The sequence below is a fragment of the Pseudomonas asgharzadehiana genome (assembly GCF_019139815.1).
In the GTDB taxonomy this organism is placed as follows: domain Bacteria; phylum Pseudomonadota; class Gammaproteobacteria; order Pseudomonadales; family Pseudomonadaceae; genus Aquipseudomonas; species Aquipseudomonas asgharzadehiana.
Window position 1 is genome coordinate 1,473,421 of sequence record NZ_CP077079.1, and the last position, 24,495, is coordinate 1,497,915.

At 56.4% G+C, this 24,495-nt stretch carries 34 protein-coding genes and 1 pseudogene; 15 read left to right on the top strand and 20 right to left on the bottom strand.

The genetic code is table 11. The features are described from left to right. Positions 1-349 precede the first annotated feature (349 nt). From KSS96_RS06700 to KSS96_RS06730, 8 genes are all read right to left on the bottom strand, one after another. Positions 350-610, bottom strand: a complete 261-nt coding sequence (locus tag KSS96_RS06700) for a hypothetical protein (protein WP_217855913.1) — start codon at positions 608-610, stop codon at positions 350-352. 20 nt (positions 611-630) lie between these two features. After that, a complete protein-coding gene (locus tag KSS96_RS06705; protein WP_217855915.1) occupies positions 631-849 on the bottom strand; it encodes a hypothetical protein in 219 nt (72 codons plus the stop codon). A gap of 172 nt (positions 850-1,021) precedes the next feature. Further along, the gene (locus KSS96_RS06710; protein WP_217855917.1) at positions 1,022-1,348 is read right to left on the bottom strand and encodes a DUF2388 domain-containing protein; all 327 of its coding nucleotides are present in this window, start codon (positions 1,346-1,348) and stop codon (positions 1,022-1,024) included. Between the two features lie 91 nt (positions 1,349-1,439). Beyond that, positions 1,440-1,916: a DUF4411 family protein gene (locus KSS96_RS06715; RefSeq protein ID WP_217855919.1), complete on the bottom strand. Its 477-nt coding sequence runs from the start codon at positions 1,914-1,916 to the stop codon at positions 1,440-1,442. Further along, positions 1,903-3,048 carry a helix-turn-helix domain-containing protein gene (locus tag KSS96_RS06720; protein WP_217855921.1) on the bottom strand — a complete coding sequence of 382 codons (1,146 nt, stop codon included), beginning with the start codon at positions 3,046-3,048 and terminating at the stop codon, positions 1,903-1,905. The genes KSS96_RS06715 and KSS96_RS06720 overlap by 14 nt, the downstream gene beginning before the upstream one ends. A gap of 108 nt (positions 3,049-3,156) precedes the next feature. Continuing rightward, on the bottom strand, positions 3,157-3,375 hold the full coding sequence (locus tag KSS96_RS27940; protein ID WP_225913317.1) for a hypothetical protein: 219 nt from the start codon (positions 3,373-3,375) through the stop codon (positions 3,157-3,159). Then, positions 3,372-3,605: a hypothetical protein gene (locus tag KSS96_RS06725; protein WP_217855923.1), complete on the bottom strand. Its 234-nt coding sequence runs from the start codon at positions 3,603-3,605 to the stop codon at positions 3,372-3,374. The genes KSS96_RS27940 and KSS96_RS06725 overlap by 4 nt, the downstream gene beginning before the upstream one ends. A 2-nt stretch (positions 3,606-3,607) precedes the next feature. Continuing rightward, positions 3,608-3,907, bottom strand: coding sequence for a hypothetical protein (locus KSS96_RS06730; protein WP_217855925.1), 300 nt, complete (start codon positions 3,905-3,907; stop codon positions 3,608-3,610). 170 nt (positions 3,908-4,077) lie between these two features. On the opposite strand from KSS96_RS06730, the gene KSS96_RS06735 reads away from it, so the two are divergent. Both KSS96_RS06735 and KSS96_RS27945 read left to right on the top strand, forming a co-directional pair. Further along, positions 4,078-4,584, top strand: coding sequence for a DUF4224 domain-containing protein (locus tag KSS96_RS06735; protein ID WP_217855927.1), 507 nt, complete (start codon positions 4,078-4,080; stop codon positions 4,582-4,584). Between the two features lie 34 nt (positions 4,585-4,618). Continuing rightward, positions 4,619-4,705 (top strand): annotated as a pseudogene (locus KSS96_RS27945) (lysis protein); the annotation flags it as partial. Between the two features lie 104 nt (positions 4,706-4,809). On the opposite strand, the gene KSS96_RS06740 reads toward KSS96_RS27945, so the two are convergent. Then, positions 4,810-4,962 (bottom strand): hypothetical protein, encoded by a 153-nt coding sequence (locus tag KSS96_RS06740; RefSeq protein WP_177019330.1) that lies wholly within the window; start codon positions 4,960-4,962, stop codon positions 4,810-4,812. A gap of 326 nt (positions 4,963-5,288) precedes the next feature. Between KSS96_RS06740 and KSS96_RS06745 the strand changes: the two genes are divergently transcribed. The 3 genes from KSS96_RS06745 to KSS96_RS06755 all read left to right on the top strand — a co-directional run bounded on the left by KSS96_RS06745 (position 5,289) and on the right by KSS96_RS06755 (position 6,815). Further along, a complete protein-coding gene (locus KSS96_RS06745; RefSeq protein WP_217855929.1) occupies positions 5,289-6,050 on the top strand; it encodes a hypothetical protein in 762 nt (253 codons plus the stop codon). A 198-nt stretch (positions 6,051-6,248) separates the two neighbouring features. Further along, positions 6,249-6,479, top strand: a complete 231-nt coding sequence (locus KSS96_RS06750; protein WP_217855931.1) for a hypothetical protein — start codon at positions 6,249-6,251, stop codon at positions 6,477-6,479. A gap of 96 nt (positions 6,480-6,575) precedes the next feature. Then, positions 6,576-6,815: a hypothetical protein gene (locus tag KSS96_RS06755; protein WP_217855932.1), complete on the top strand. Its 240-nt coding sequence runs from the start codon at positions 6,576-6,578 to the stop codon at positions 6,813-6,815. 27 nt (positions 6,816-6,842) lie between these two features. Here KSS96_RS06755 and KSS96_RS28230 read toward each other — a convergent pair whose 3' ends face one another. Beyond that, entirely contained in the window at positions 6,843-7,055 is a 213-nt protein-coding gene (locus KSS96_RS28230) for a hypothetical protein (protein ID WP_017526366.1), read from the bottom strand. Positions 7,056-7,214: 159 nt separating this feature from the next. On the opposite strand from KSS96_RS28230, the gene KSS96_RS06760 reads away from it, so the two are divergent. The 5 genes from KSS96_RS06760 (at position 7,215) to recX (ending at position 11,136) form a co-directional block, all read left to right on the top strand. Beyond that, positions 7,215-7,949 (top strand): LexA family transcriptional regulator, encoded by a 735-nt coding sequence (locus KSS96_RS06760; protein ID WP_017526367.1) that lies wholly within the window; start codon positions 7,215-7,217, stop codon positions 7,947-7,949. Positions 7,950-8,525: 576 nt separating this feature from the next. After that, the gene (locus KSS96_RS06765; protein ID WP_017526369.1) at positions 8,526-8,870 is read left to right on the top strand and encodes a phage holin family protein; all 345 of its coding nucleotides are present in this window, start codon (positions 8,526-8,528) and stop codon (positions 8,868-8,870) included. A 147-nt stretch (positions 8,871-9,017) separates the two neighbouring features. Continuing rightward, a complete protein-coding gene (locus KSS96_RS06770; RefSeq protein WP_065877194.1) occupies positions 9,018-9,518 on the top strand; it encodes a CinA family protein in 501 nt (166 codons plus the stop codon). An 83-nt stretch (positions 9,519-9,601) separates the two neighbouring features. Next, positions 9,602-10,660 (top strand): recombinase RecA, encoded by a 1,059-nt coding sequence (recA, locus tag KSS96_RS06775; protein WP_003189042.1) that lies wholly within the window; start codon positions 9,602-9,604, stop codon positions 10,658-10,660. Positions 10,661-10,668: 8 nt separating this feature from the next. Beyond that, on the top strand, positions 10,669-11,136 hold the full coding sequence (recX, locus tag KSS96_RS06780; protein WP_065877193.1) for a recombination regulator RecX: 468 nt from the start codon (positions 10,669-10,671) through the stop codon (positions 11,134-11,136). Positions 11,137-11,263: 127 nt separating this feature from the next. Here the strand turns inward: recX and KSS96_RS06785 are convergent, their stop codons facing one another. Next, complete coding sequence (locus tag KSS96_RS06785) at positions 11,264-12,376, bottom strand: LOG family protein (protein WP_017529773.1); 1,113 nt, start codon at positions 12,374-12,376, stop codon at positions 11,264-11,266. Positions 12,377-12,668: 292 nt separating this feature from the next. Then, positions 12,669-13,109 (bottom strand): PA3611 family quorum-sensing-regulated virulence factor, encoded by a 441-nt coding sequence (locus KSS96_RS06790; protein ID WP_017529772.1) that lies wholly within the window; start codon positions 13,107-13,109, stop codon positions 12,669-12,671. A gap of 178 nt (positions 13,110-13,287) precedes the next feature. Between KSS96_RS06790 and KSS96_RS06795 the strand changes: the two genes are divergently transcribed. The 3 genes from KSS96_RS06795 (at position 13,288) to KSS96_RS06805 (ending at position 15,349) form a co-directional block, all read left to right on the top strand. Further along, positions 13,288-14,007 (top strand): tRNA-uridine aminocarboxypropyltransferase, encoded by a 720-nt coding sequence (locus tag KSS96_RS06795; RefSeq protein ID WP_017529771.1) that lies wholly within the window; start codon positions 13,288-13,290, stop codon positions 14,005-14,007. A 253-nt stretch (positions 14,008-14,260) separates the two neighbouring features. Then, entirely contained in the window at positions 14,261-14,911 is a 651-nt protein-coding gene (erdR, locus tag KSS96_RS06800) for a response regulator transcription factor ErdR (RefSeq protein ID WP_017529770.1), read from the top strand. A 75-nt stretch (positions 14,912-14,986) separates the two neighbouring features. Next, complete coding sequence (locus KSS96_RS06805) at positions 14,987-15,349, top strand: diacylglycerol kinase (RefSeq protein WP_065877192.1); 363 nt, start codon at positions 14,987-14,989, stop codon at positions 15,347-15,349. 3 nt (positions 15,350-15,352) lie between these two features. Here the strand turns inward: KSS96_RS06805 and KSS96_RS06810 are convergent, their stop codons facing one another. Further along, positions 15,353-16,279 carry a LysR family transcriptional regulator gene (locus KSS96_RS06810; protein WP_065877191.1) on the bottom strand — a complete coding sequence of 309 codons (927 nt, stop codon included), beginning with the start codon at positions 16,277-16,279 and terminating at the stop codon, positions 15,353-15,355. A gap of 124 nt (positions 16,280-16,403) precedes the next feature. On the opposite strand from KSS96_RS06810, the gene fpr reads away from it, so the two are divergent. Then, positions 16,404-17,183, top strand: coding sequence for a ferredoxin-NADP reductase (gene fpr / locus KSS96_RS06815; RefSeq protein WP_017529767.1), 780 nt, complete (start codon positions 16,404-16,406; stop codon positions 17,181-17,183). An 83-nt stretch (positions 17,184-17,266) separates the two neighbouring features. Here the strand turns inward: fpr and tsaA are convergent, their stop codons facing one another. From tsaA to KSS96_RS06850, 7 genes are all read right to left on the bottom strand, one after another. Beyond that, complete coding sequence (gene tsaA, locus KSS96_RS06820) at positions 17,267-17,962, bottom strand: tRNA (N6-threonylcarbamoyladenosine(37)-N6)-methyltransferase TrmO (protein ID WP_065877190.1); 696 nt, start codon at positions 17,960-17,962, stop codon at positions 17,267-17,269. 3 nt (positions 17,963-17,965) lie between these two features. Continuing rightward, complete coding sequence (locus KSS96_RS06825) at positions 17,966-18,427, bottom strand: YehS family protein (protein WP_017529765.1); 462 nt, start codon at positions 18,425-18,427, stop codon at positions 17,966-17,968. 67 nt (positions 18,428-18,494) lie between these two features. Then, positions 18,495-19,205: an rRNA pseudouridine synthase gene (locus tag KSS96_RS06830; protein ID WP_065877189.1), complete on the bottom strand. Its 711-nt coding sequence runs from the start codon at positions 19,203-19,205 to the stop codon at positions 18,495-18,497. A 118-nt stretch (positions 19,206-19,323) separates the two neighbouring features. After that, positions 19,324-19,794 (bottom strand): GNAT family N-acetyltransferase, encoded by a 471-nt coding sequence (locus KSS96_RS06835; RefSeq protein WP_017529763.1) that lies wholly within the window; start codon positions 19,792-19,794, stop codon positions 19,324-19,326. A 101-nt stretch (positions 19,795-19,895) separates the two neighbouring features. Continuing rightward, positions 19,896-21,236 carry a 30S ribosomal protein S12 methylthiotransferase RimO gene (gene rimO, locus KSS96_RS06840; protein ID WP_017529762.1) on the bottom strand — a complete coding sequence of 447 codons (1,341 nt, stop codon included), beginning with the start codon at positions 21,234-21,236 and terminating at the stop codon, positions 19,896-19,898. A 183-nt stretch (positions 21,237-21,419) separates the two neighbouring features. Then, positions 21,420-21,755, bottom strand: coding sequence for a helix-turn-helix domain-containing transcriptional regulator (locus KSS96_RS06845; RefSeq protein WP_065877188.1), 336 nt, complete (start codon positions 21,753-21,755; stop codon positions 21,420-21,422). After that, positions 21,752-22,075, bottom strand: a complete 324-nt coding sequence (locus KSS96_RS06850) for a type II toxin-antitoxin system RelE/ParE family toxin (protein WP_017529760.1) — start codon at positions 22,073-22,075, stop codon at positions 21,752-21,754. The genes KSS96_RS06845 and KSS96_RS06850 overlap by 4 nt, the downstream gene beginning before the upstream one ends. Positions 22,076-22,489: 414 nt before the next feature. Here KSS96_RS06850 and KSS96_RS06855 point away from each other — a divergent pair, with 414 nt between their 5' ends. Continuing rightward, entirely contained in the window at positions 22,490-24,391 is a 1,902-nt protein-coding gene (locus KSS96_RS06855; RefSeq protein ID WP_017529759.1) for a potassium transporter Kup, read from the top strand. The last annotated feature ends 104 nt before the right edge of the window (positions 24,392-24,495 follow it).

Sequence of the window (24,495 nt, forward strand, 5' to 3'; positions counted from 1 at the left end):
CGGCTCTACCCTCAGCAGGCGCTGATTCGTATTGAACTGCGTAATTCATTAACTCGTTCTAAAAATATTCGTCATATCAGAGGTGGAGGGCTTAGAGAGGCCCCTCCTTTCTGACTGGTTACCACCTTCGGGAATCTGCGGACTGCACGCTTCGTGGTGATCGTGCTTTCTACCCATGCCTCATACCCGCGTACGTCGATCAATACCCGGCCATCCGGAGCATTTCGCCAGACTAGGTTTTTAATCCAAGTCCCGTCAGCCATCTTGGCTCTAATTGCAGCTTCCGTGTATCCGCTCTCTGCCGAAAATTGCCTTACCGTCTTGTAATTGACCATATAGGTACTCCTGATCAACGACCGATACTTTTCAAGGTAGGGGGCACCTGCCGCTTCCTTCCCACTCTTATTGGCTTGGTTTGGATCTTGCCATCCCTGTAGTCGAGCAGGAACTGCATCACATCTGCTCTTAGCCAGCAATGCTTGATCCCCATTCTGAAGCCCTTGGGCAACCAAGAAGCTTGGCGGCGAATACCCTCTCTAACTGATACCTCAGTTCGGCCCAGGATTCGCGCCAGATCTGCAACGTAAATTACCTCGGATTCCTCGCTCATAAAGTTCTCCGGATTCTCGTTTATACGCTGGGGTTTTGCTTCAGTCGCGCTAGGCCCTGTTTGATGTGGCCTGCGTTCTCTCCGATGGTCTCCAGGGCGCCGCGGACATTCTCGTCTACGTGAGGGCCGCCATGGTTCGCGGTCCACATCGACAGCTCCATGATCGCTGCCTCCAGGGCGAGTTGGTTTTCGTAGATGCGTTCCAAGACATCAGGAAGAGAGTATTCGGGCGAGTGCATTGCTATGTCTCCATTCGATGGTGCGATGAGCGTAGCCCATCCAAAAGCGGGCGGGCTCGGCAAATTGCAGGCAAAGAAAAGCCCGCGATGGGGAGGGCGGGCTGAAAGAGTTTCATAAGGAGCTGGGGGAACCATAGACCCTCTGCTGTGAAAAGAACGTGAATGGCCATGCTCAGTAGGTCGCTGCGATCGCCTTGGCGAGTTGCATATCGGACATGAGGGGAGCCCTAGACCTCAATCGGTAGTGTCGGGATGCTTGCTCAAACTGTGCGCCGCGAATCTCGCCGTCCGAACCAATGAACGCCAGGGCGTCAGTCTTGGCGGACTTAAAATACTCTGGAATTTCCGAGGTAATAGCCGTGGGCGCTGAGATGATCACCGCGGGCACTATGGTGGTGATCATTAGCGCGCCTTGGAACGGGTTGTTGTTTTCGGCTGCAATTGCCTGAGTGCTGCTTAGCACCATGGCGGCGATTGCCAGGTTCTTCCATGAGTCCATTCTTCGTTGCTTCCATTGCGTCCAGAGAGCACCACAATAGCAGAGCAGGGCGCTTACCAGATACAAGAAGCCCGGCGCTGGGCCGGGCTTATTAGAAAGTGGCTTTAGATTGCTTAATGAAGCTTACAAAGTCGATCACGATCGTAGGAGGTTTTTTATATCCACATACAGCAGGTATCTTGTACTTGGACAGTAATTTCGGAAGGGTGAGCTGGGGGGATTCATTTGATACAAGCGGCAGGCCCTTTATCTCAGCTGTTGCGATAATGATTAAATCATTTTCTCCTACACCAGCTCCGTATCGATTCCCATCGATTTCTAATAATGCTTTAAGTCTGGCTGCACATCGCAATATGGCTGTGTCAGGGTGGAGAATGCTTATATCCTCATCCTTCAGCCATTTACCGCACTCGGGTGTTTTAGCCGTTGTCTCGTCGAAAGCAACCAATGGCATCGAAATTGTGCCAAGGAATATTTGATTGCTGACCCAATTCCAAAGCTTTGGAAACTGCTCTTTAGGGTAATTGTCCCAAGCATATATCATTGATGAAGCATCAAATGCCCACATAGAATTCCTTAAGGCTATCTATATCCCTGATTTTAATTCCGTCTAAGTAGGTGCTGGCTTTCGCGAGACTGATATTTCTTGCATTAAGAGAGTCGAGTACCACCCGCACAAATCCATCGCCAAAAATGTGCTTTGGCTCTCGATGTCTAAATGCTCTATTACCGCTTTGGTCAAGCTCTGGCATTTTCAGGCGCGCGCGATAGCTCCTGTAAGCTTCGTATTCATCGTTTCGTATGAAACCTTCGTCGCGAAGACGTCGAATTATAACCTCGCCGCTCACACCCCACGCTTTTCTCTGTGGCTCAAGCCAATCGTCAAAATCCTCTGCGTCATCTGGCTTGCTGCCTAACTCTATAAGGCGCAAAAAACTGTCTGGTACTAAAACTAACCCTGCGAATTCGTTGGCTTCTTTCTCATGACCGCTCGCATTATGAAAATCACCATCATCATCAATAGAGCTTTCATTGTGCAGCAAAATGTGCCCAAGCTCGTGCATTAGAGTGAAGGTCTGAAGAGTCTCAACATACTGTTTTTTAACAAAAATAAGAGGGCATTCTTCGCTGTATAAAGAGAACCCAAGAACTGGGTTTTCTTTAGCTATTTGCCACTGCCCGTGATACCCGTTACTTCTAAATACGAGTATTCCCTTCGCTTCTACAGCAGTGCGGTACTGCTCAAACGTAGAGTGCTTCTTTAAGCATAGCCACTCTCTTGTTGCATGAGCCGCTTCTTTGACATTTTCTGAAATTTCCGGAGGTGCAAATCGAGCGATATCTTCATTTTCGATATCGCTTACCAGATCTAGATAAATATCTCTCTGCCGCTCAGCGCGTTCAATTAGATTGCGGAGCTTATTGTTAATAGTGGGCTTTTGATTTGCTATACTACGAAATGCGGCGGTATGGATTGTCACCGGATTAGCTTCACCTTCCTCCATGAAAAAGAGAACACCACGGCCAAAGTAGTCTGCGATTCTCTTCAGCTGGGCGAAAGATAGCCCTCGCTCCCCCTCTGCAGCCTTCGACAATGTGGCCTCAGCCACTCCAGTCTCCGAAGCAAGTGTTCGCAACGATATGCCGCTTTCCCGGCAGCACCAACCGATCCGTGCATGATTGAAATCTATTCGCTCCATTTGCCCATAACCCTCGGGTCAAGCTCCTGTAAATCTTGAAGGGAGTGTACGGTTCCTGCTATCAACCGTCTAATTTAGTCGACCGCCGCCATTTCCATCTGACTCACATCACCTGGGCACACCATATAAGTGATTCAGCGCTACCAGCTCAACCACCGCCACGATGGTGCAGAGCACAACGAAGCCAGGGCTGAAGACCCGCTTGCGGCCGGACGAGCCCCAGCTAAGACCAGCTGCGTCGGAGTAACCGGGAATCATCATGAGGAAAGCCACGCAAGCAATGACCCCAACCTTGCTCCAGAAGCTCTGCTCTCGCCATGCAGTCATTTGCGGTATTCCGCAGCCCGACTTATCCGGCCGGCCTTCACTTCATCCGCATACCCCACCAGCCTGTCGGCTTCCTCATAAAGCGTACCTACCAATCCCATCAGGGCTATGGCGTCGGCATCGCTGAGCTTTTCTGCCAGCTTGCCCAGGTCGACACAGGATTGCTCGATGTTGAACGCTATCGCCTTGAGATCGCGGCGTAGCTGCTGGTTGGGTTTGGTGAGAGGCATGGTCAGGTATCTCGTTTCGTTCGGCCAGTCAAAATCCACTGCACGAGTCGGCCGGTTACCTTGTCATACAGGACTGACAAGAAAAGCCCAACTATCACAAGGTAGCTACCGTAAAAGACTGCCGGGTACTCCTTAACGCGATATTTATTCCAACTGATCACATCTAGCCACCGCTCAAAAAAGCGGTCCGGACTCAGGTAGCGCCCGCCCATATTGTAAAGACCAATAGATAGGATAATCAGTCCGACCAGCAACAGAACAATACCTATGCGCTTTGTGACGGTATTTGTGAACTCTGCCACGCTGGCCTCCTGTCTGCTGACCATGCCATACGGGATGGCCGGTCTCTGATCCATAAAATTACTGTAGCGCCTTCAAACACCAAGCGCACAGAATACTATGCCCGAAATAGTCGCGCTGGTAAGCACCGGCGCAAACGGCTTGAAGCCGCTAGTGCTGGAGGAGCGATACTATGGCTGGTCATTTGGAATCGATGTTTATCAGCTCTCAGGACCTTGCAGAGCTTACTGCTAGTGCGCGCTCGGCTATCCAGATTCGATGGTTACGTGCGAATGGAATCCCATTCATCGTAGGTGGTGACGGCATGCCCAAAGTCGCTCGGCAGGCATTACTGCACAAGTTTGGTCTAGCTGAACCCGCTGCCGAACTATCACTGGAGCCTCAGGCCAGCCTCGTCGAGATGACTGACAGCTGGGACAAGGTCACAGAAAGCCTGATGGCCGAGCTATTAGGTGTGACACGGCGAGCCCTAGAAGGAAGGCGTTCTACCGGAGCAATCCCCGCGGACATCTGGAGAAAGGTTGATGGGCGAGTGATGTACAGCATGAAGCGTTATGAGGCTTTCCTTGAGAGGCACTGGTCACCATTTCTCGAGCCTGTAAATAGTCCAAGCAAAAAGCCGGCTCACAGAAAGAAACCAATTCAAGGAAAGAAAGAGACTATTTATCAATTGGTCTGATCCCCTCACAACGGCAGACCTATTAAGAGCCAGCTCAAGCATAGCCATCACCGACACCGGCGACCAAGGACTGATCGCTCTGTGGGCGTGCCAGGCGTATGTCAGAGCGCTAACGCATTGACCCACATTCGAGGCGAGAAAATTAGCATGGCTGGTTCGGCAGATTGCCGGAAGAGGTTGCATAAGGTTCGAATGGTCACGTTCGCGTCCATGACCACCCTAGCCTTACACCCTGTTTAAAACAGCAGCAGCAATTAACCCCAGTACAACAGCGATTACCGGGGCTACACCGGAAGCGCAAAGCACTCCGACGAAGCTGCCTAACGCCGTGAGGCGAAGGTGTAAAGCTGCTGAACCAGCTTGTTCAGAAATGCGCATGGCAATCCTCCCTAGCTGTTCTCCCGGTCTCATATTGCAGTTGGCAAGGAGGTTCAGACTATCTCTGCCTATTTCCTTTTTCCGCTCGCACGGGGTTTCCAGGAGGTCGGTGGCAGCTACCCAACTGGTCGGATGCACAACGACCTGCAATGGTCGTGTGGCTTATGTCCAGAGAGGCGGAAAAACTACCATAGATCTTTCATGGTGTCATTTTGCCGTGCAGAAGAAATTAGGGCACCCTAACTGTCATCCATCACCGGAGGCAGATCGTGGCTATAGGGACATGCAAGCTGACATTGAAATCCGGGAAGTTTGTGAAGTCACACATGATTCCCCTAGCGTTCTCAGCTCCAAGCGAGGGGTGCTATTTCATCGATGGAGCACCGGGAGGTCGTCCGACCAGGAGGCCGACTAGTTGGTATGACCGTGAACTGGTCACGCGCTCAGGCGAGGATATTCTCGCTGATTTGGACAGCTTTGCTGCGACTGAACTTCGCAATGCGCGATTAGTTTGGAGTGGCTGGGGGAAAGAAACGGTAATCAAGGATAAAATAATTAAATATCCGGAGAGCGAGCAATTCGTTCGTTTAGTTCCTGATCTGGATGTTCTAAAGTTGCGAATTTTTTTTCTTAGTTTGCTTTGGAGATCTGCGGCATCTGACATGCCACAATACGCAAATATTAAATTACAAGAGTGCGAGTTGGAAAAGCTTAGGCTTATGGTTTTAAACAAAAACCCATATCCTTTAAGTTTTTTTCCGGTGCATCTAACTCAGATGGTAACTCGTGGTGCACGTCACAACCTTGGCCCGTTGGAAATGAAAACTCCTTTGGACTTTGGCGCTGGAAATGGGCCATTGATGTTAAATAGCTACCGGTTCTACTTTGATGGGTTAATAGCAAATATACATACAAACGTCTCGGAAAAGTTTCACGCAGGGGCTTCTGCTATTTATGTAGGAGGCGATGCTATCGTAATAGCAAACTGCATTAAGTTCGAAGATTCTTTTCAAGCTTCTAATATGATCCAGCATGGGTGCGAGGCCTTTATGAGCCACCAATCCACTATGCTAAAACTCCTCAAGTAATCTCGTACAACTTTTTACACCATTCCGCCGCTTCTCTAGCGGCGTTTAGGGGATTGAAAACCACCTGAAGTCCGTTAAAACCTCAGACCAAAAACGCCAGCTAATCCGCGCCCTCTTGCCTTTCCTGGTGTGACGAAAGAATATTTTCTGCGCATCTGGTAGCGTCTGACGACAAGCCTAACCAAGCGGGAATACGGTATGTCGATCAAAGTCACTGCACCACTCGTTAATGGCAATTTGTGGGATCCACTCGGCGAGCGCGCGTCGGGCGCGGAAATTGTCGAACTTATATGCGGTGATGATCTGCGGCCGCCTCCCACGAGTGTGGTCATTACGATTACTACCGAATCGGGTAAACGGGTGGAGGTGCGGATTCCGAACTCTGACACCGGCAACGCCAGCGTGAGGATTGACGGCAAGTCCGTGTAGAAAATCGGCTGATTTTCTGTCTAAAACTACCCCCGCCTACCGCGTATTCACTGACCTGAAACGCGTCTAAATGACGGTATGGTTTTAGACAGTGAAATGCTGAAAGCCACGTTTTACGTGGCCTATGCACTGTTCCAGCCCATACTGCTGCATCATTGGGGTGTGGGAGGACAGATCGGACGTATTTTTACTCATTGGGTAGTAGGCAAATTCGTTGAAAGTGATGGGGCAAAGGGCGCGCTTGGCCCAGCAGTTTTTGCGATGGCGGCAAGGTTAACATGCGAGGTCGGCCCTTCGCAGGTCGCAAACGGAGAGGCAAAATATGAAAGGGTATGACTCAACCACGTGGGTTACAAATTCAGGTCATACACCGTAGAAGTGGTTCAGCAGTATCAGCTCACATACGGCTACAAAAATGCACAACACAATGAAGCCGGGGCTGAAGACGCGCTTGCGGTGGGACGAGCCCTCTCCCAGAGAACTTAGGTCTGCACCATCGGACACTACGGCCATAAGTGCCAGGAGGCCGAGGATCCAGGCCTTGGTCCAGAAACTATAGGTTCGCCATTGACTCATCCTTGCCGCCCATCCCGTCGATATCTGCGATGTAGAAAAGGTTAACACTCAAGCCTGACCTTCGCAGGTCTGCTAAAAGGTATGCCGAGTGCATAAATAATGCATTTTGATGCAGGTCAGCATTTGCCAACCCCTTAAACACCCGGCACTATCCTCGTTATGCAAAAACGCAACGTTTCTATCGTCTTAAGAGAACTGCTGGGCCGCGACCGGATCTCCCCCACGGAGCTTTACCGGCGCACCGGAGTGCCTCAATCCACGCTGTCCCGGATCCTCAGCGGCAAAATCGTTGATCCATCGGACAAGCACATTTCCCGTATCGCCGAGTATTTTTGCGTCAGCACCGATCAACTGCGCGGACGTGTGGCGCTGGGCGTTTCGCGCGAAGAGGGGCGCGACCCGATGCATTCGGAACTCAAGGACATAAGCCTGTGGGACGATGACACCCCCGTGAATGATGACGAGGTATCGATCCCCTTTTTGCGCGAGGTTGAATTGGCTGCTGGATCAGGAAGATTCGTCATTGAGGAAAGCGAAAAGGCCAGCCTGCGTTTTGGAAAGCGCAGCCTGCGGCATAACGGAGTGCAGTTCGACCAGGCCAAATGTGTGACGGTGCGCGGCAATAGTATGTTGCCGGTGCTGCGCGATGGCGCGACGGTCGGAGTGAATGCCGGAAAAAGCGCGATTGGCGACATTGTCGATGGCGACCTGTATGCCATTAATCACAATGGCCAGTTGCGGGTTAAACAGCTCTATCGCCTGCCCTCGGGTATTCGCCTGCGCAGTTTCAATCGTGATGAGCACCCGGATGAAGACTACAGCTTCCAGGATATTCAGGATGAGCAGATCAGCATCCTCGGCCATGTGTTCTGGTGGGGCATGTACGCCCGCTAACCATCTTCTGTCAGACGAAGCCCGTCAACGTGCGGGCTTTTTTACCTGTAAAAAATCACTAAACCCTAAGCCTGTCGGGCTATAAATGCGTATGTGCATTTTGCCGAGAGAAATAAATGCATTAATGCATTGACTGTATATGCATCCAGTAATACTCTTCATCTCAAGCCAGCCAACAAGGTCTGGTGGAGGCGGCAAGGATGCTGCCTAGGAAGACAGGGAAGGCACGCAACATCGGCAAGGACGCCATCCGAGCGATGGCAAGGACGCCAGGCAACACCGGCAAGGATGCCGACGCTCTTTAGTTACAAGGTTGTATCCAGATAAACAGTAATGAATCGGCTTTGACGGTTCGGAAGGTTGGTCTGGGTGTACAGCTTGAAGCATCAGAACAGTTATCCGGCAGACAAGGATCGTGGTCGGAAAAACATCAAGGACCAATCCGTAACGCGCCAGTAGCGCCGAAGGACCGTATTACTGAAAAGCCTGGGCAACCGGGCTTTTTGGAATGCCTGCCTATACGGAATTACCCAGACACCGGCATGTTGCCGGCGTTGCTCAGCCAGGAGGCGCGACATGACAACCGAGCAGCAAGCGTTAGCGGAAATGCCTATCTGGCTGGTGATCGTACTGGCGCTGATCGGCGCAGTGTCCGGCGAAATGTGGCGCGCCGACAAGGAGGGCGCTCGCGGTTGGTCCCTGGTACGGCGCCTGGCGCTGCGATCCGGAGCGTGCATGGTCTGCGGTGTTTCGGCGTTGATGTTGTGCTACGCCGCGGGTATGTCGATCTGGACCGCCGGCGCGATTGGTTGCCTCACCGCCATGGCGGGGGCCGACGTCGCCATCGGCCTTTATGAGCGTTGGGCGGCCAAGCGTATCGGCGTCAACCAGGGCCCACCTTCCCGGCCGGATCAGCAATAACTGTGTGCTTTTTAGTCGAAGGGGGGGCGTGCCTGCCAGGCCTATGTGCGTGGCGTCGCCTGTTAGCGTCTTGATTCAGTCTGTCGCTTGCGTGTGCGATTCGCTCCTGTAGGGTAGGCGAACGCCCGCCCACTTCTGGAGACGCCCGTGAACGACATCACCCCACTTGCTGCTGAACTAGGCCGACGTTTGCAGGTGCTCAATGCCCATGTCACCACCGCTGAGTCCTGTACGGGCGGCGGGATCGCCGAAGCCATCACGCGGGTTCCGGGGAGTTCTGCCTGGTTCGAAGCGGGGTACGTCACCTACTCCAATCGGCAGAAGACCCGGCAGTTGAACGTGCCGGAGGATTTGTTTCCAAAAGTGGGCGCGGTCAGTCGGGAAGTGGTGGAGGCCATGGTGCGCGGCGCTCAGGAAAAAAGCCTGGCGCGGTTTGCCGTGGCGGTCAGCGGTGTGGCGGGGCCGGACGGCGGCTCGCCGGACAAGCCGGTGGGCACTGTATGGCTCGCGTTCGGTGTGGGCGATGAGGTGACCGCCGAGCTTGAGCACTTCGCCGGCAACCGCGACGAGGTCCGCCGACAAACGGTAAAGGCCGCCCTTGAGGGCTTGTTGCGACGAGCTGCAGCAGAAATAGAAAATCAGGGGTAGGCGATCTCCGATCTTTGTGGAACAATACTGTCTACTTATACAGGTGTTGGCCGTCAGGCCTTATTGATTACGTGAGGACTTTAATGGACGACAACAAGAAGAAAGCCTTGGCTGCGGCCCTGGGTCAGATCGAACGTCAATTCGGCAAGGGTGCCGTAATGCGTATGGGCGATCATGACCGTCAGGCGATCCCGGCTATTTCCACTGGCTCTCTGGGTCTGGACATTGCGCTCGGCATTGGCGGTCTGCCAAAAGGCCGTATCGTTGAAATCTACGGTCCTGAATCTTCGGGTAAAACTACCCTGACCCTGTCGGTGATCGCCCAGGCACAGAAAATGGGCGCCACCTGTGCGTTCGTCGATGCCGAACATGCCCTGGACCCTGAATACGCCGGCAAGCTGGGTGTCAACGTTGACGACCTGCTGGTTTCCCAGCCGGATACTGGTGAGCAAGCCCTGGAAATCACTGACATGCTGGTGCGCTCCAACGCCATCGACGTGATCGTGGTTGACTCCGTGGCTGCCCTGGTACCGAAGGCGGAAATCGAAGGCGAAATGGGCGACATGCACGTGGGCCTGCAAGCCCGTCTGATGTCCCAGGCGTTGCGTAAAATCACCGGCAACATCAAGAACGCGAACTGCCTGGTGATCTTCATCAACCAGATCCGTATGAAGATCGGCGTAATGTTCGGCAGCCCGGAAACCACCACCGGTGGTAACGCGCTGAAGTTCTACGCTTCGGTCCGTCTGGACATCCGTCGTACCGGCGCGGTGAAGGAAGGTGACGAGGTTGTCGGTAGCGAAACCCGCGTCAAGGTTGTGAAGAACAAAGTGGCTCCACCATTCCGTCAGGCCGAGTTCCAGATTCTCTACGGTAAGGGTATCTACCTGAACGGCGAGATGATCGATCTGGGCGTGCTGCACGGTTTCGTTGAGAAGTCCGGTGCCTGGTATGCCTACAACGGCAGCAAGATCGGACAAGGCAAGGCCAACTCGGCCAAGTTCCTGGCAGATAACCCGGACATCGCTGCCACGCTTGAAAAGCAGATCCGCGACAAGCTGCTGACGGCCGCGCCAGACGTGAAAGCAGCCGCCAACCGCGAGCCGGTTGAAGAAGTAGAAGAAGCCGACACTGACATCTGAAGCAAACGATGACAGTTGTACTGGATACACTCGTCGCCGTTCGGCGCACTGCGATGGACCTGCTCGCTCGACGCGAGCACGGTCGAGTCGAGCTGACGCGTAAACTGCGTCAGCGCGGCGCAGACCCCGAGATGATCGATACAGCACTCGACCGGTTGACGGAAGAAGGGTTGTTGTCGGAATCCCGTTACCTTGAGAGTTTTGTCTCCTACCGCGCCCGCTCCGGTTACGGCCCTGCGCGAATTCGTGAAGAGTTGAGCCAGCGTGGTCTGCAACGTGCCGATATCGACCTTGCCCTGCGCGAGTGCGGTATCAGTTGGCAGGCGCAGTTGGAAGACACTTGGCGGCGCAAGTTCTCTGGCCAGCTGCCCATCGATGCCAAGGAGCGAGCGAAACAAGGCCGCTTCCTGAGTTATCGCGGATTTTCTATGGAGATGATCAGCCGCTTGTTGAGCGGCCGAGACATGGATGACTGAGTTGACTGTGGCGAGGGAGCTTGCTCCCGCAGAGCTGCACAGCAGCCCTAAATCCTCCATCACCGACCTGATTCGCCACAAAAAAGACCCACTATGAAAATAGTGGGTCTTTTTTTGCGCTTAAAAATCAAGCCGTTTCCGGCGCCACCCGCTGCTGTGTCTTCCCTTGAGCCGATGCCCAGTTCTCCGGCAAGTTGATGTAATCCACCAACTCTCGCAACCGGCCCTGATCTCGCCCATTGAAGTTGAACACCAGCCGTGTCAAATGGCTGAATTTTGGCTCGTCATGATCCTCACCCGTATAGGCAAGTTGCTGGAATTCCCCGCTCAATCGCAGGCTGGCAAATTCACTCTGCAGATATTTAAGCGCTCGATCACTCAGCGGGTGATTCATACGCACCACAAACTCGCGCTTCAACCAGCGCGTGGAATGGAAGTTCGCATAAAACTGATTGATTTCCTCCACCGCTTCTTCAGCGCTGTATACCAAGCGCACTAACTTGAGGTCGGTCGGCAAGATATAGCGATTGGCTTCTAATTGGTTACGGATAAAGTCCAGGGCACCTTGCCAAAACCCGCCACCTGGCGCGTCCAGCAATACCACCGGTACCAGCGGACTCTTGCCGGTCTGGATCAGGGTCAGCACTTCCAGCGCTTCATCCAGTGTGCCGAAGCCGCCCGGGCACAGTACCAACGCATCGGCTTCCTTGACGAAAAACAGCTTGCGCGTAAAGAAGAAGTGGAACGACAGCAGATTCTCGGTGCCATCAATGGTCGGGTTGGCGTGCTGTTCAAACGGCAGGGTGATATTGAACCCCAGGCTGTGCTCCAGGCCGGCGCCTTCATGCGCCGCGGCCATTATGCCCCCGCCGCCGCCGGTGATTACCATCAAGTCGGAGCGTGCCAGCGCGGCGCCCACTTCACGGGCCAGGGCATACAGGGGACTTTCCACGGGCGTGCGCGCGGAGCCGAATACCGTGACTTTGCGTCGGCCCTTGAACTGTTCGAGCACGCGAAAGGCATGGTCCAGTTCGCGGATGGCTTGCAGGGTGATCTTGGCGTTCCAACGGTTGCGGTCGTCCTGGGCCATGCGTAGCACGGTGAGGATCATGTCGCGATACAGAGGGATATTCGGGCTGTTGGGGGCGATCAGATGGAGTTGCGCTTCGACCTGTTGCGTGAGGTCGGCTCCACTTTCTTCAAAGTGCCGGAGCAGGCTGTCATTCGGTTCGTATGGCATTCAACGTCTCCTTCTTACAGGGCCCGGATGGCCGACGAGCGATTCGCCGGAGGCTACGACACTGCATGTGTCGCTGCTTGCCGCAGAGGGCAACCTTCTTTTGCCCTGAAAATGTTACAGAACAGCATGAGAAATGCTGTGAGTGAGCTGTGGGGGATGGCCTGATGATGGGCTGAAAAACCCTTGCCTGGCAACCGCTTATTGGTCACTCACACGGAGTCTAGCTGCAGGCGGAGCGTTGAAGCGGGGGAAGTGCGCGTCACTGGCAGCAACGCGCGAAGTCAGGCAGAGGTTACTTTTTCTTCTTGGCTGAAGCGGGGGCAGGGCAATCCGCTTCCACGAACTTCACCGATGCCACCGGGCGGTTAGTTTTGTTCTCGGTGATTTCGTAGCGCATGACCGCGCCCTTGGCCATCAGCTCGCGATAACCCTTGTTCAGGCACACGCTCTGGCCCAGCTGGAAATACACAGCCTTAGGGTTGGCCCGCATCTGTTCGGCGCGGTCGGGCAGTACGCTGAGGTGATCGATCAGTTGCATGCCTTCAACGGTGTAGGCCACTTCCAGGGTTTTTTCATCGATTTCCCGGGGCAGGTCCTTGTTGCTTTCGGTTGCGACGCTTTGCAGCTTCCTGTTCATTTGCGCCTCCAGCAGCGAGGCCGCCTGGGCGCCTACGGGCAAAACCAGCGCAAGCGCAATGGATGGGGCGGCAAGGCGCAGCATGGAACGCAGCATGAAACTCTCCTGATTCGGTTACTGGTGCATAGACCAGCCACTGCGCTGTGCGTTCAGTGGCGGGCAATTATAGGTGAGCCCTTGCCACTACAGCCAGGCGTATCGCTGGTAAACTGCCGCCACTTCAACCTTTCTTGAGCTATCCCGTGTCGATCTCTCCGTCCCTGCGGCGCATCCGATGAACCACGCCGTCTCCCGCCTGCGTACCCAGCGTCTGGCGCGTGCTATCAAGCCCTTCGTCAACCGGGGCTCCCGTGCCGAACGCTGCCCCGGTTGCCGGGTGATCCCCGAGTACTGCCTGTGCGATTGGCGGCCCAGGGTCCAGGCCAAGTCCGCCATGTGCCTGCTGATGCATGATGTCGAGCCGATGAAGCCCAGCAACACTGGCTGGTTGATCGCCGATGTCATCGAAGACACGACCGCCTTCGCGTGGTCGCGAACCGAAGTCGATCCCGAGTTGCTCACCTTGCTCGCTGACCCGCAATGGCAGCCCTATATCGTGTTCCCCGGCGAATTCGTGGCGCCTGAACGGGTGGTCGGTGAGGTCAAGGTGGAAGAGGGCAAGCGCCCGTTGTTTATCCTGCTGGATGGCACTTGGAGTGAAGCGCGCAAGATGTTTCGCAAGAGCCCTTATTTGGAGCATTTGCCGGTCCTGAGCCTGGCGCCTGAGCAACTGTCGCGTTACAAACTGCGCCGGTCCAAGCGCGATGATCATTTCTGCACCGCCGAAGTCGCCGCCTTGTGTCTGGAGTTGGCCGCCGACGGTGCCGCCAGCGAAGTACTGGACGCCTACCTCGACGTCTTCAGCACTCATTACCTGGCCGCCAAGTTCCAGATGCCTTTGGACCCGACTGATATCGTCCATACTCGACTGGCGCCCTATATACCGAGCGTATAGCCAGACGACGTTTGCATGATGGCACCGTAAAGCCACTCGCCGCTAAAATGCCCACTGGGCGTGGTGCTTGACCCCCCAGGCTACGCTGGGCATGCTGGGCGCCGATTGGGGCGCAACCGTGACTTTTCGACGTCGTTCCAGGCGCTTTTGACGTCGAGTTTGCCCTGTGGCAATGGCTGCCTGGCCGCTGCCGTGTGTACTGGCGAACCCTGAACCCATCAGGGCTGCCTTAAAAAACAGGATCATTTAATCAATGGCCACATACGAAATCCTGATAGCCGATGACCATCCGCTGTTTCGCAGTGCGCTGCATCAAGCGGTGACCCTGGGCCTTGGCCCGGACGTGCGCCTGGTCGAAGTGGCCAGCATTGCCGAGTTGGAGACCCGCCTCGCCGAAAAGTCCGACTGGGATCTGGTGCTGCTCGACCTGAACATGCCCGGTGCCTACGGTTTTTCGGGGTTGGTGTTGTTACGCGGGCAATACCCGCAGATCCCGGTGGTGATGGTCTCGGCCCAGGAAGACGCCGACGTGGTGGTGCGCTCCAAAGAGTTTGGCGCTAGCGGTTTCATTCCCAAGTCCAGCGCCATGGACGATATTCAGAACGCCGTGCGCAAAGTGCTCGATGGCGATGTGTCCTGGCCGCCGCAGGCGTTCGAAGAAATCAACGTGTCCGACGAAGCCAAGGCTGCCCGTGACGGCCTCGCCAGTTTGACGCCCCAGCAGTTCCGGGTATTGACCATGGTCTGCGAGGGCTTGTTGAACAAGCAGATTGCCTACGAGCTGAGCGTGTCGGAAGCGACCATCAAGGCGCATGTGACAGCAATTTTCCGCAAACTGAATGTGCGGACGCGGACTCAGGCGGCGCTGCTTTTGCAACAACTTGAGTCAATTTCGTCGCAATAAAATGTCACGGGTTCACGCTTTTTTGACTTTGCGTGATCTAGCTTCCCCACTTCTTTGGTTCAGTTGCCTACGTCTATGTCGCCTTTCAAGGGTCAAACCGGTATCAAACGTATCTTCAATGCGGGGGGCTATTCCCTGGATGGCCTGCGCGCGGCCTTCACTGGCGAGGCGGCTTTCCGTCAGTTGGTGCTGCTCAACGTGATCCTGATCCCGCTGAGCTTTTTCCTGAACGTCAGCCGGGTCGAGCGCGCTTTGCTGATTGCGGTATGCCTGTTGGCCCTGATTGTCGAGTTGCTCAACTCGGCGGTGGAAGCGGCCATCGATCGCATCTCTCTGGACCGCCACCCCCTGTCGAAAAACGCCAAGGACATGGGCAGCGCCGCGCAATTCGTCGCGCTGACCATGATCACTCTGGTATGGGCAGTGATCCTGGTCTGAGCCTCAGGCAATGTTCGGCAGTACGATCTCGTCGCTGCGTTGAACCCCTGCGGTGAAAGCGCGGCACAGCTCCAAAAACTCGCGCATCGCCGAGGTCTGGTACTTCTGCTTGTGCCAGATGAAGTAGAACTGTCGCGCCAGGTCCAGGTCCGGGGTCTCCACCGGCACCAGGCTGCCGCGCCGAAACGCGTCGCGCAGCGCCAGGCGCGAGATGCAGCCAATCCCCAATCCGGATTCCACGGCGCGCTTGATCGCTTCGGTGTGTTCCAGCTCCAGGCGGATATTCAGTGCGCTGCGGTGATGGCGCATGGCCTGGTCGAAAGTCAGGCGCGTGCCTGAGCCTTGTTCGCGCAGGATCCACGCTTCATGGGTCAGCTCTTGCATCGTTGCCACGCCGCGTTTGGCCAGGTGATGCTGCGGCGCGCAAAACACCACCAACTCATCTTCGACCCAGGTTTGCACTTCGATGTCCGGATGGCTGCAGTCGCCTTCGATTAGACCCAGGTCAATTTCGTAATGCGCAACCTGGTGCACGATATTGGCAGTGTTTTGCACATGCAGCTTCACTTGGCTTTCCGGGTGCTGCTGCATGAAGCTGCCGATCAACAGCGTCGCCAGGTAATTACCGATGGTCAAGGTGGCGCCGACTGCCAGGGAGCCGAAGCCGGACTTGCCATTGAGCAAGTCCTCGATCTCCTTGGCCTGGTCCAGCAATGCCACCGCCTGCGGTAATAGCTGATGGCCGAGCGCGTTGAGGCTCAGGCGTTTACCGGCACGGTCGAATAATTGGCAGCTGGATTGGCGCTCCAACTCGGTAATCGACGTGCTGGCCGCAGATTGGGATAAGGCCAGAAGGCCAGCAGCGCGTGAGACGCTTTCCTGCTGGGCGACGGCGACGAAGACTTGCAGTTGACGGAGAGTAAATCGCATATCGATATAACCGATAACCCTTATCTTAATAATCCAGTTAACAGATATTGTCGCCGCCATTAGAATGCTGTGCAATTGCGCGCTTCATCTCTGGCGCAGACCCACTTCCAGGAGTCCCCCGTACATGAGCAACATGAACCACGAGCGTGTCCTCAGTGTTCATCACTGGAACGACACTCTGTTCAGCTTCAAGTGCACCCGTGATCCGGGCCTGCGCTTCGAGAACGGTCAGTTCGTGATGATCGGCCTGCAACAGCCCAACGGCCGCCCGCTCATGCGTGCTTACTCCATTGCCAGCCCGAACTGGGAAGAACATCTGGAGTTCTTCAGCATCAAGGTGCCGGATGGCCCGCTGACTTCCCAATTGCAGCACTTGAAGGAAGGCGACGAGATCATCATCAGCAAAAAGCCGACAGGCACCCTGGTGCTTGACGATTTGAAGCCGGGCAAACACCTGTACTTGCTCAGCACGGGTACCGGTTTGGCGCCGTTCATGAGCGTGATCCAGGACCCAGAGACCTACGAACGCTTCGAAAAAGTGATCCTGTGCCACGGCGTGCGTTACGTCAACGAAGTCGCCTACCGCGAATTCATTACCGAGCACCTGCCGCAGAACGAATTCTTCGGCGAGGCCCTGCGTGACAAGCTGATCTACTACCCGACCGTGACCCGCGAGCCCTTCGAGAACGAAGGCCGCCTGACCGACCTGATGCGCAGCGGCAAACTGTTCCGCGACATCGGCCTGCCGCCGATCAACCCCGAGGACGACCGCGCCATGCTGTGTGGCAGCCCAAGCATGTTGGATGAGACCAGCGAAGTGCTGAACAGCTTCGGCCTGAAAGTTTCGCCACGGATGCGTGAGCCGGGTGACTACTTGATCGAGCGTGCATTCGTCGAGAAGTAAAACAGTCAGGCCATGTGCTGACTTCGCAACACAGTAGAACCCAATGTGGGAGGGGCTTGCCCCTTCCACATTGGGTTTCCGGTTTATCCAGCAGGCACCACTTCCAATACACAAATGACGCCAGCTTCAGGGTAGTGCCACCGCACATCCACATCCCAGAACTGCGCTCCGTATTCGCGCTCAGGCCCAGGCGTTTGATACGCCGGCCGTGGATCTTGCGCCAAACACTGATCAATCAACTCCACCAACGGTTCACCAAGGCGCTGCGCATGGCCTTGTGCCTGCTGCAGCGCTGTCTTCAGCCACTGCACCGCAATCAACGCCGGCGCACCACTGGCGATGCCATTGGTGGCCGTGTCGACAATATCGGCATACGGCACATACGGCTTGATATCCAAAACCGGTGTGCCATCGAGCAAATCGATCCCGGAAATCCATAGCCGGCCCGCTTCCACCTTGTCCAGCTTGACCACCGACTGGCCGATGCCGTTGGGCCGATGGGTCGCACGGGTGGCAAATACGCCCATGGACGTGTTGCCGCCCAGGCGAGGCGGGCGCACTTTGAGGCGTGGTGTGTCTTCCAGGGCCTGGTGGAACAGGAACAGCAGCCACACATGGCTGACCTGCTCCAAGCCCTGCACCGCCTCACCACCGTCGAACGGCGCCACCAACTCCAGCACGCCCCGGGCTGCAGGCGCCAGTTGCGGTTGGCGCGGGATGGCGAACTTCTCCTTGAAGCAGGAGCGAACGAAGCCGACGGGCGAGACTTGATAGCTCATGGTTTACGCACGAACCCGCAGGGTCAGCCCCTTGAGGAAGTTGCGCAGCAACTGGTCACCACAGGTGCGGTAGTTGGTGTGGCCGAACTTGCGAAACAGCGCGCTCAGTTCCGGCTTGGACACCGGGAATTCGGCGGCCTTGAGGATGGCATGCATGTCGTCTTCCTTGAGTTCGAAGGCCACGCGCAGCTTCTTGAGGATGATGTTGTTGGTCACCGGCGTTTCGATCGGCTGCGGTGGACGGCTTTCGTCCTTGCCGCGCTTGAAGATCACCAGGCCGTCCAGAAAGTGGGCCATGACGTCGTCCGGGCAGAACACAAAGCCTTCTTCTTCGTCTTTCTTGAGGTAGGTCAGCAGGTCGTCCTTGGTCACGTCCATGCCGCCGAGCTTGATGATCTCGACCATCTTGTTGTCGCTGATGTCGAGCATGTAGCGCACGCTGCGCAGTACGTCGTTGTGAATCATGGTGGGCAATCCTGGTATTCAACTGAGGGCACCGCCTATCGGGCGGTACCGAGAAAAGGGGAGCGGCTTAGAACTTCTCTTTGCCGGACAGGTAACGCCATTGACCGACCGGCACCTTGCCGATGGACACGCCGCCGATGCGGATGCGGCGAATGGCCACAACCTTCAGGCCAACGGCTTCGCAGAACAACGCGATCACGCCGGGCTGTGGGTTTTTCATCGCAAAGCGCAGGCGGTTTTCGTTCTGCCAGCTGGCTTTGACCGCTGGCAGCTCTTTGCCTTTGTAGGTCAGGCCGTGGTTGAGGCGGTTGAGCCCGTGGGCAACCATGTCGCCCTCGACCTCCACCACGTATTCCTGCTCGATCTTGGCTGCATCGGCGGTCAACTTGCGCAGAATTTTCCAGTCCTGGGTAAAGACCAGCAGGCCGCTGGCCTTGGCCTGCAGGTCGGCGCTGGCGGTCAGGCGCAGGAAGTGGCCCTTGAGCGGGCGCTTGCTGAAGCGGTGTTCTTCGGACAGGGTGTCGGCGCTGATCGAGGCCATGGCCGTCTCGGCATCCACGCCGGCAGGGGCGTGAAGCAGGATGGTCACCGGCTCCGGCGCGGTGGCCTTGGCCTCGGGGTCGAGTTCGACCTTCTCGGTGGTGACCTTGAACTGCGGCTCGTCGATCACTTCGCCGTCCACCGAGACCCAGCCGCCTTCGATAAACAGCTCAGCCTCCCGACGGGAGCAACCGACCAGTTCGATAAGGCGTTTGGAGAGGCGTATGGGGTCAGTCATGACAAGGGCCGTAACAAAAGGGGGCGGCTATTGTACCTGCCTGGCGCCGGTTAATCCCGGCCCCATTTCAGCGCGGTGCTCTATTGATCAAACGCAATTCAAAATGGCGCGGTGTGGGTCAGCCACGGCATCGTTGCTGCTGCTGGCGCAAACGCAGATGCAGCAACGGATAAGGCTGGCCCAGGCCGTCATGCGCCGAACGACCGATTACTTCGAACCCAAACTTTAAATAAAACCCCAGGGCCTGGGGGTTCTGTTCGTTGACGTCCAGTTCCTCGGCGTTCATATGCTCAACCGCATACCCCAGCAGTTGCCGGCCGAGGCCCTGGCCACGGTGCTGTGGGTCGATAAACAGCATCTCCACTTTGCCCGCTGCTACGCCGGCAAACCCGGTGATGCGCTGGCGCGAGTCCTTGGTGCAGATCAGCATCACGGCGTCGAGGTAGCGGGTCAGCACCAACTCTTTGAGCAACACGATGTAACTGTCCGGCAAGAAATCGTGGGTGGCCCGCACCGAAGCCTCCCAGATCCGCGCCAATGCTGGGTAGTCACTGGTTTTAGGTGTGTGGATAACCGAATGCTGACGCATGCCCGCTGCCCCTCGCTGTGAACGGTGCTGATGGGCGAAACAATAGACCTAAAAAAGCCCTGCATCTTGTCCAGAAGCAGGGCTTTTTTATTCTTTACCGATCAGGCGCGTTTTTCCGCCCACAAGTCGTACTCGTCGGCATCGGTCACCGTGCACCACACCTTGTCGCCCGGCTTCAAGCCGCTGGCGTCGTCGATAAACACGTTACCGTCGATTTCCGGCGCGTCGAAGAAGCAGCGGCCAACGGCACCTTGCTCGTCGACTTCGTCGATCAATACTTCGATTTCCTTACCGATGCGCAGTTGCAGGCGCGCCGAGCTGATCGCCTGTTGGTGCGCCATGAAGCGTTCCCACCGGTCTTGCTTGACGTCGTCCGGCACCACGGCCAGGTCCAGCAGGTTGGCGGGGGCGCCTTCCACTGGCGAATACTGGAAGCAGCCGACGCGGTCCAACTGGGCCTCGGTCAGCCAGTCCAGCAGGTACTGGAAGTCTTCTTCGGTTTCGCCGGGGAAGCCGACGATGAAGGTGGAGCGGATGATCAGCTCAGGGCAGATCTGGCGCCAGTTCTTGATGCGCGCCAGGGTCTTGTCTTCGAAGGCCGGGCGTTTCATGGCCTTGAGCACTTTCGGGCTGGCGTGCTGGAACGGAATGTCCAGGTACGGCAGGATCTTGCCAGCGGCCATCAGCGGAATCAGCTCATCGACGTGCGGGTACGGGTAAACGTAATGCAGGCGCACCCACACGCCCAGGCTGCTGAGGGCTTCGCACAGTTCGGTCATGCGGGTCTTCACCGGCGCGCCGTTCCAGAAACCGGTGCGGTATTTCACGTCGACGCCGTAGGCGCTGGTGTCTTGGGAGATCACCAACAGCTCTTTGACGCCGGATTTGACCAGGCGCTGGGCCTCGTCCAGCACATCGCCCACCGGGCGGCTGACCAGTTTGCCGCGCATCGACGGGATGATGCAGAAACTGCAGCTGTGGTTGCAGCCTTCGGAAATCTTCAGGTACGCGTAGTGGCGTGGCGTCAGCTTGATGCCTTGCGGCGGCACCAGGTCGATCAGCGGGTTGTGGTCCTGGCGCGGCGGCACCACGTCGTGCACGGCGTTGACCACCTGCTCGTACTGCTGCGGGCCGGTCACCGCCAGCACGCTGGGGTGCACGTTGCGGATATTGCCTTCTTCCACGCCCATGCAGCCGGTCACGATGACCTTGCCGTTTTCCTTGATCGCTTCGCCGATCACTTCCAGCGACTCAGCCTTGGCCGAGTCGATGAAACCGCAGGTGTTGACCACCACCACATCGGCGTCCTGGTAAGTGGACACGACGTCATAGCCTTCCATACGCAGTTGCGTAAGGATGCGCTCGGAGTCGACGAGCGCCTTCGGGCAACCCAGGGAAACAAAGCCAACCTTGGGGTTGGCTTTTGCGATGGTGGTGGACATGTCTAACCTCGGTATTGAATGACGCCGCCGGTCGTGCACGACGAGGCAACGGACGGGCGCTTGGCGCGCCTCTGATCAAAAAGTGCGCAATTCTAGCGACGGGCAAAGCAATTGACCAGCTTTATGCAGGGAAATGCGACGAGTGCTGCGCTGGGTAATTCGCAGTGCGGCTACTTACGCTTTTTAAGCGTGAACATCTTGCTCTGTACGGTGAGATACGACTTTGGACATCCCCACGCCCAACGCCTGAAGCACTTTGAGCAGGGTGGAGAGCTTCGGGTCGCCGCCGACTGCAATGGACCGGTACAGATTTGCCCGATTGAGTCCCGTGTTCTGGGACAGGTTGAGCATCCCTCCACGCGCTTCCACCACTCGACGGACAGCGACAAGAAAGGCGTCCTCACCACCCGCTTCATCGATTTCTTCAAGTGCGGCGGATAGATACTCCAGAGCGAAGGCTTTGTTGTCTCGGAGCATTTCAAGGACGCTGTCTTCATGAGAGCGAGTACGAATAGTCATTTTTGCTGCACCTTATAGGATTTCCAGAGAGCCTTGGCTTGCTCGATGTCGTTCTGCTGCCTGGCCTTTGAGCCACCGCCCAACAGGAAAACAATTTTTCGGTCCTGGAGTGCGTAATACACGCGAAACCCAGGGCCAAAGTCGAGCTTCATTTCAAAGACCCCATCACCCACCGGCTCGGTTATTCCGAAGTAACCAAGTGACGCTCGGTCCACTCGGGTGGTGATTCTTGCTTTAGAACGATTGTCTTGAACGGTGTCTAGCCAGGCTTGGTAGATATCCACGCCATTGGCGGACAGCACGTGTTTCACTTCGTACATAAGGAATGTACCTTGAAAGAGACATGTCGATGATTGAGTTTCTATATCGACTGCGATCGCCGTGCGCGGGCACGTTTGATAGAGCGAACCAAGCCGGCCAAGGATTTCTTAATCGCATCGTTAAGGTAGGCACCGCCGAGTCGCGCCAAAATATACGGTCGGTGGTAAGTGTGATCAATGCAGGCAAAAAGGCTCCAAAAGGCTGTGTCAGTCATAACTGATCGCCTAAAGCAGCCTCTAAAGCACTTGAGCAGGGAAATGCGACGAGTGCTGCGCTATGCTTCGCGCCGTTACCCACCGGGAAAACCCGTGGGTCAACAAAACGTCTGTTACGAGAAGTAAAACAGCGCATGCTAGGGTCAGCTTAGAGGCGTTGTTTATAAAAGACCGCAGGTCAAAGGGCAGGAGTGGTTGATGGGTCAGGCAAGTAGTCAGGCAGCGGGTGCCGAGCATTCCAACGTCAAGCCGATTGGCATGCTGGTGGCAGCGGTTGGGGTGGTTTACGGCGATATCGGGACCAGCCCGCTCTATACCCTTAAAGAGGTGTTCACCGGCGGTTATGGGGTTCAGGTCAATCATGATGGTGTGCTTGGGATCCTGGCGCTGATCTTCTGGTCGCTGATCTGGGTGGTGTCGATCAAATACATGTTGTTTGTGCTGCGTGCCGACAACCAGGGGGAGGGCGGCATCATGGCCCTGACGGCGCTGGCTCGACGGGCGGCAGGGGAGCGCAGGAAGTTGCGCAGTTTCCTGGTGGTCTGTGGCCTGTGCGGCGCGGCGCTGTTCTACGGCGACAGCATGATCACCCCGGCGATTTCCGTATTGTCGGCGGTAGAAGGCCTGGAACTGGCGTTCGATGGCCTGGAAAAATGGGTCGTGCCCATTGCGCTGGTGGTGCTGGTGGCGCTGTTCCTGATCCAGAAGCACGGCACCGACCGTATCGGCAAGTTATTCGGACCGGTGATGGTGACCTGGTTCCTGGTGCTGGGCGGCCTGGGCATCTATGGCATCTCCCAGCATCCGGAAGTGCTCAAGGCCTTGAACCCGATCTGGGCCGTGCGGTTCTTCGAAGCTCACCCAGGCATTGGCGTGGCCATCCTTGGCGCCGTGGTGCTGGCATTGACCGGCGCTGAAGCGCTGTATGCCGATATGGGCCATTTTGGCCGCAAGCCCATCGCTCGCGCCTGGTTCATGCTGGTACTGCCGGCGCTGGTGCTCAATTATTTCGGCCAGGGTGCCCTGCTGCTGGGCGACCCGGAAGCCGCGCGCAACCCGTTCTACCTGCTGGCGCCGAGCTGGGCGCTGATCCCGCTGGTGGGGTTGTCGACCCTGGCTACGGTGATCGCCTCCCAAGCGGTGATTTCCGGGGCGTTCTCGTTGACGCGCCAGGCGATCCAGCTGGGTTACATCCCGCGCATGCATATTCAACACACCTCCAGCGCCGAACAGGGCCAGATCTATATCGGCGCGGTGAACTGGTCGCTGATGGTCGGCGTGATCCTGCTGGTGCTGGGCTTCGAGTCCTCCAACGCGTTGGCCTCGGCTTACGGTGTGGCCGTGACGGGCACCATGCTGATGACCACCATCCTGGTCTCGGCCGTGATGCTGCTGCTGTGGAAATGGCCACCGGTGCTGGCCGTGCCGGTACTGCTTTGCTGCCTGTTGGTCGACGGGCTGTATTTTGCGGCCAACGTGCCGAAAATCATCCAGGGCGGCGCTTTCCCCGTGGTCGCGGGGATCGTGCTGTTCGTGTTGATGACGACCTGGAAGCGCGGCAAGCAATTGCTAGTAGATCGCCTCGACGAAGGCGGCCTGCCGCTGCCGATCTTTATCAGCAGCATCCGCGTGCAACCGCCCCATCGCGTGCAGGGCACGGCGGTGTTCTTGACCGCGCGGCCGGATGCAGTGCCCCATGCGCTGTTGCACAACCTGCTGCATAACCAGGTGCTGCACGAGCAAGTGGTGCTGCTGACGGTGGTGTACGAAGACATTCCGCGCGTACCGGCCTCTCGGCGTTTCGAGGTGGATGCCTACGGTGAAGGTTTCTTCCGTGTGATTCTGCATTTCGGCTTCACCGACGAGCCGGATGTGCCTCAAGCGCTGAAACTGTGCCATCTGGACGATCTGGATTTCAGCCCGATGCGCACCACCTACTTCCTCAGCCGCGAAACGGTGATTGCCTCCAAACTCGAGGGCATGGCGCGCTGGCGCGAAGGTTTGTTTGCCTTCATGTTGAAGAACGCCAACGGCAACCTGCGCTTCTTCAAACTCCCGGTAAACCGAGTGATCGAGCTGGGCACCCAGGTCGAAATGTAGCCTGGCGCTGTACGGGGGCCGGCAATCGGCTCCCGTTTTGTCTTCTGAACCCTGTGCAATCGAGCGTTGTCGACTAGGCTCTACTCACCGTTAGAGAGTCTTGA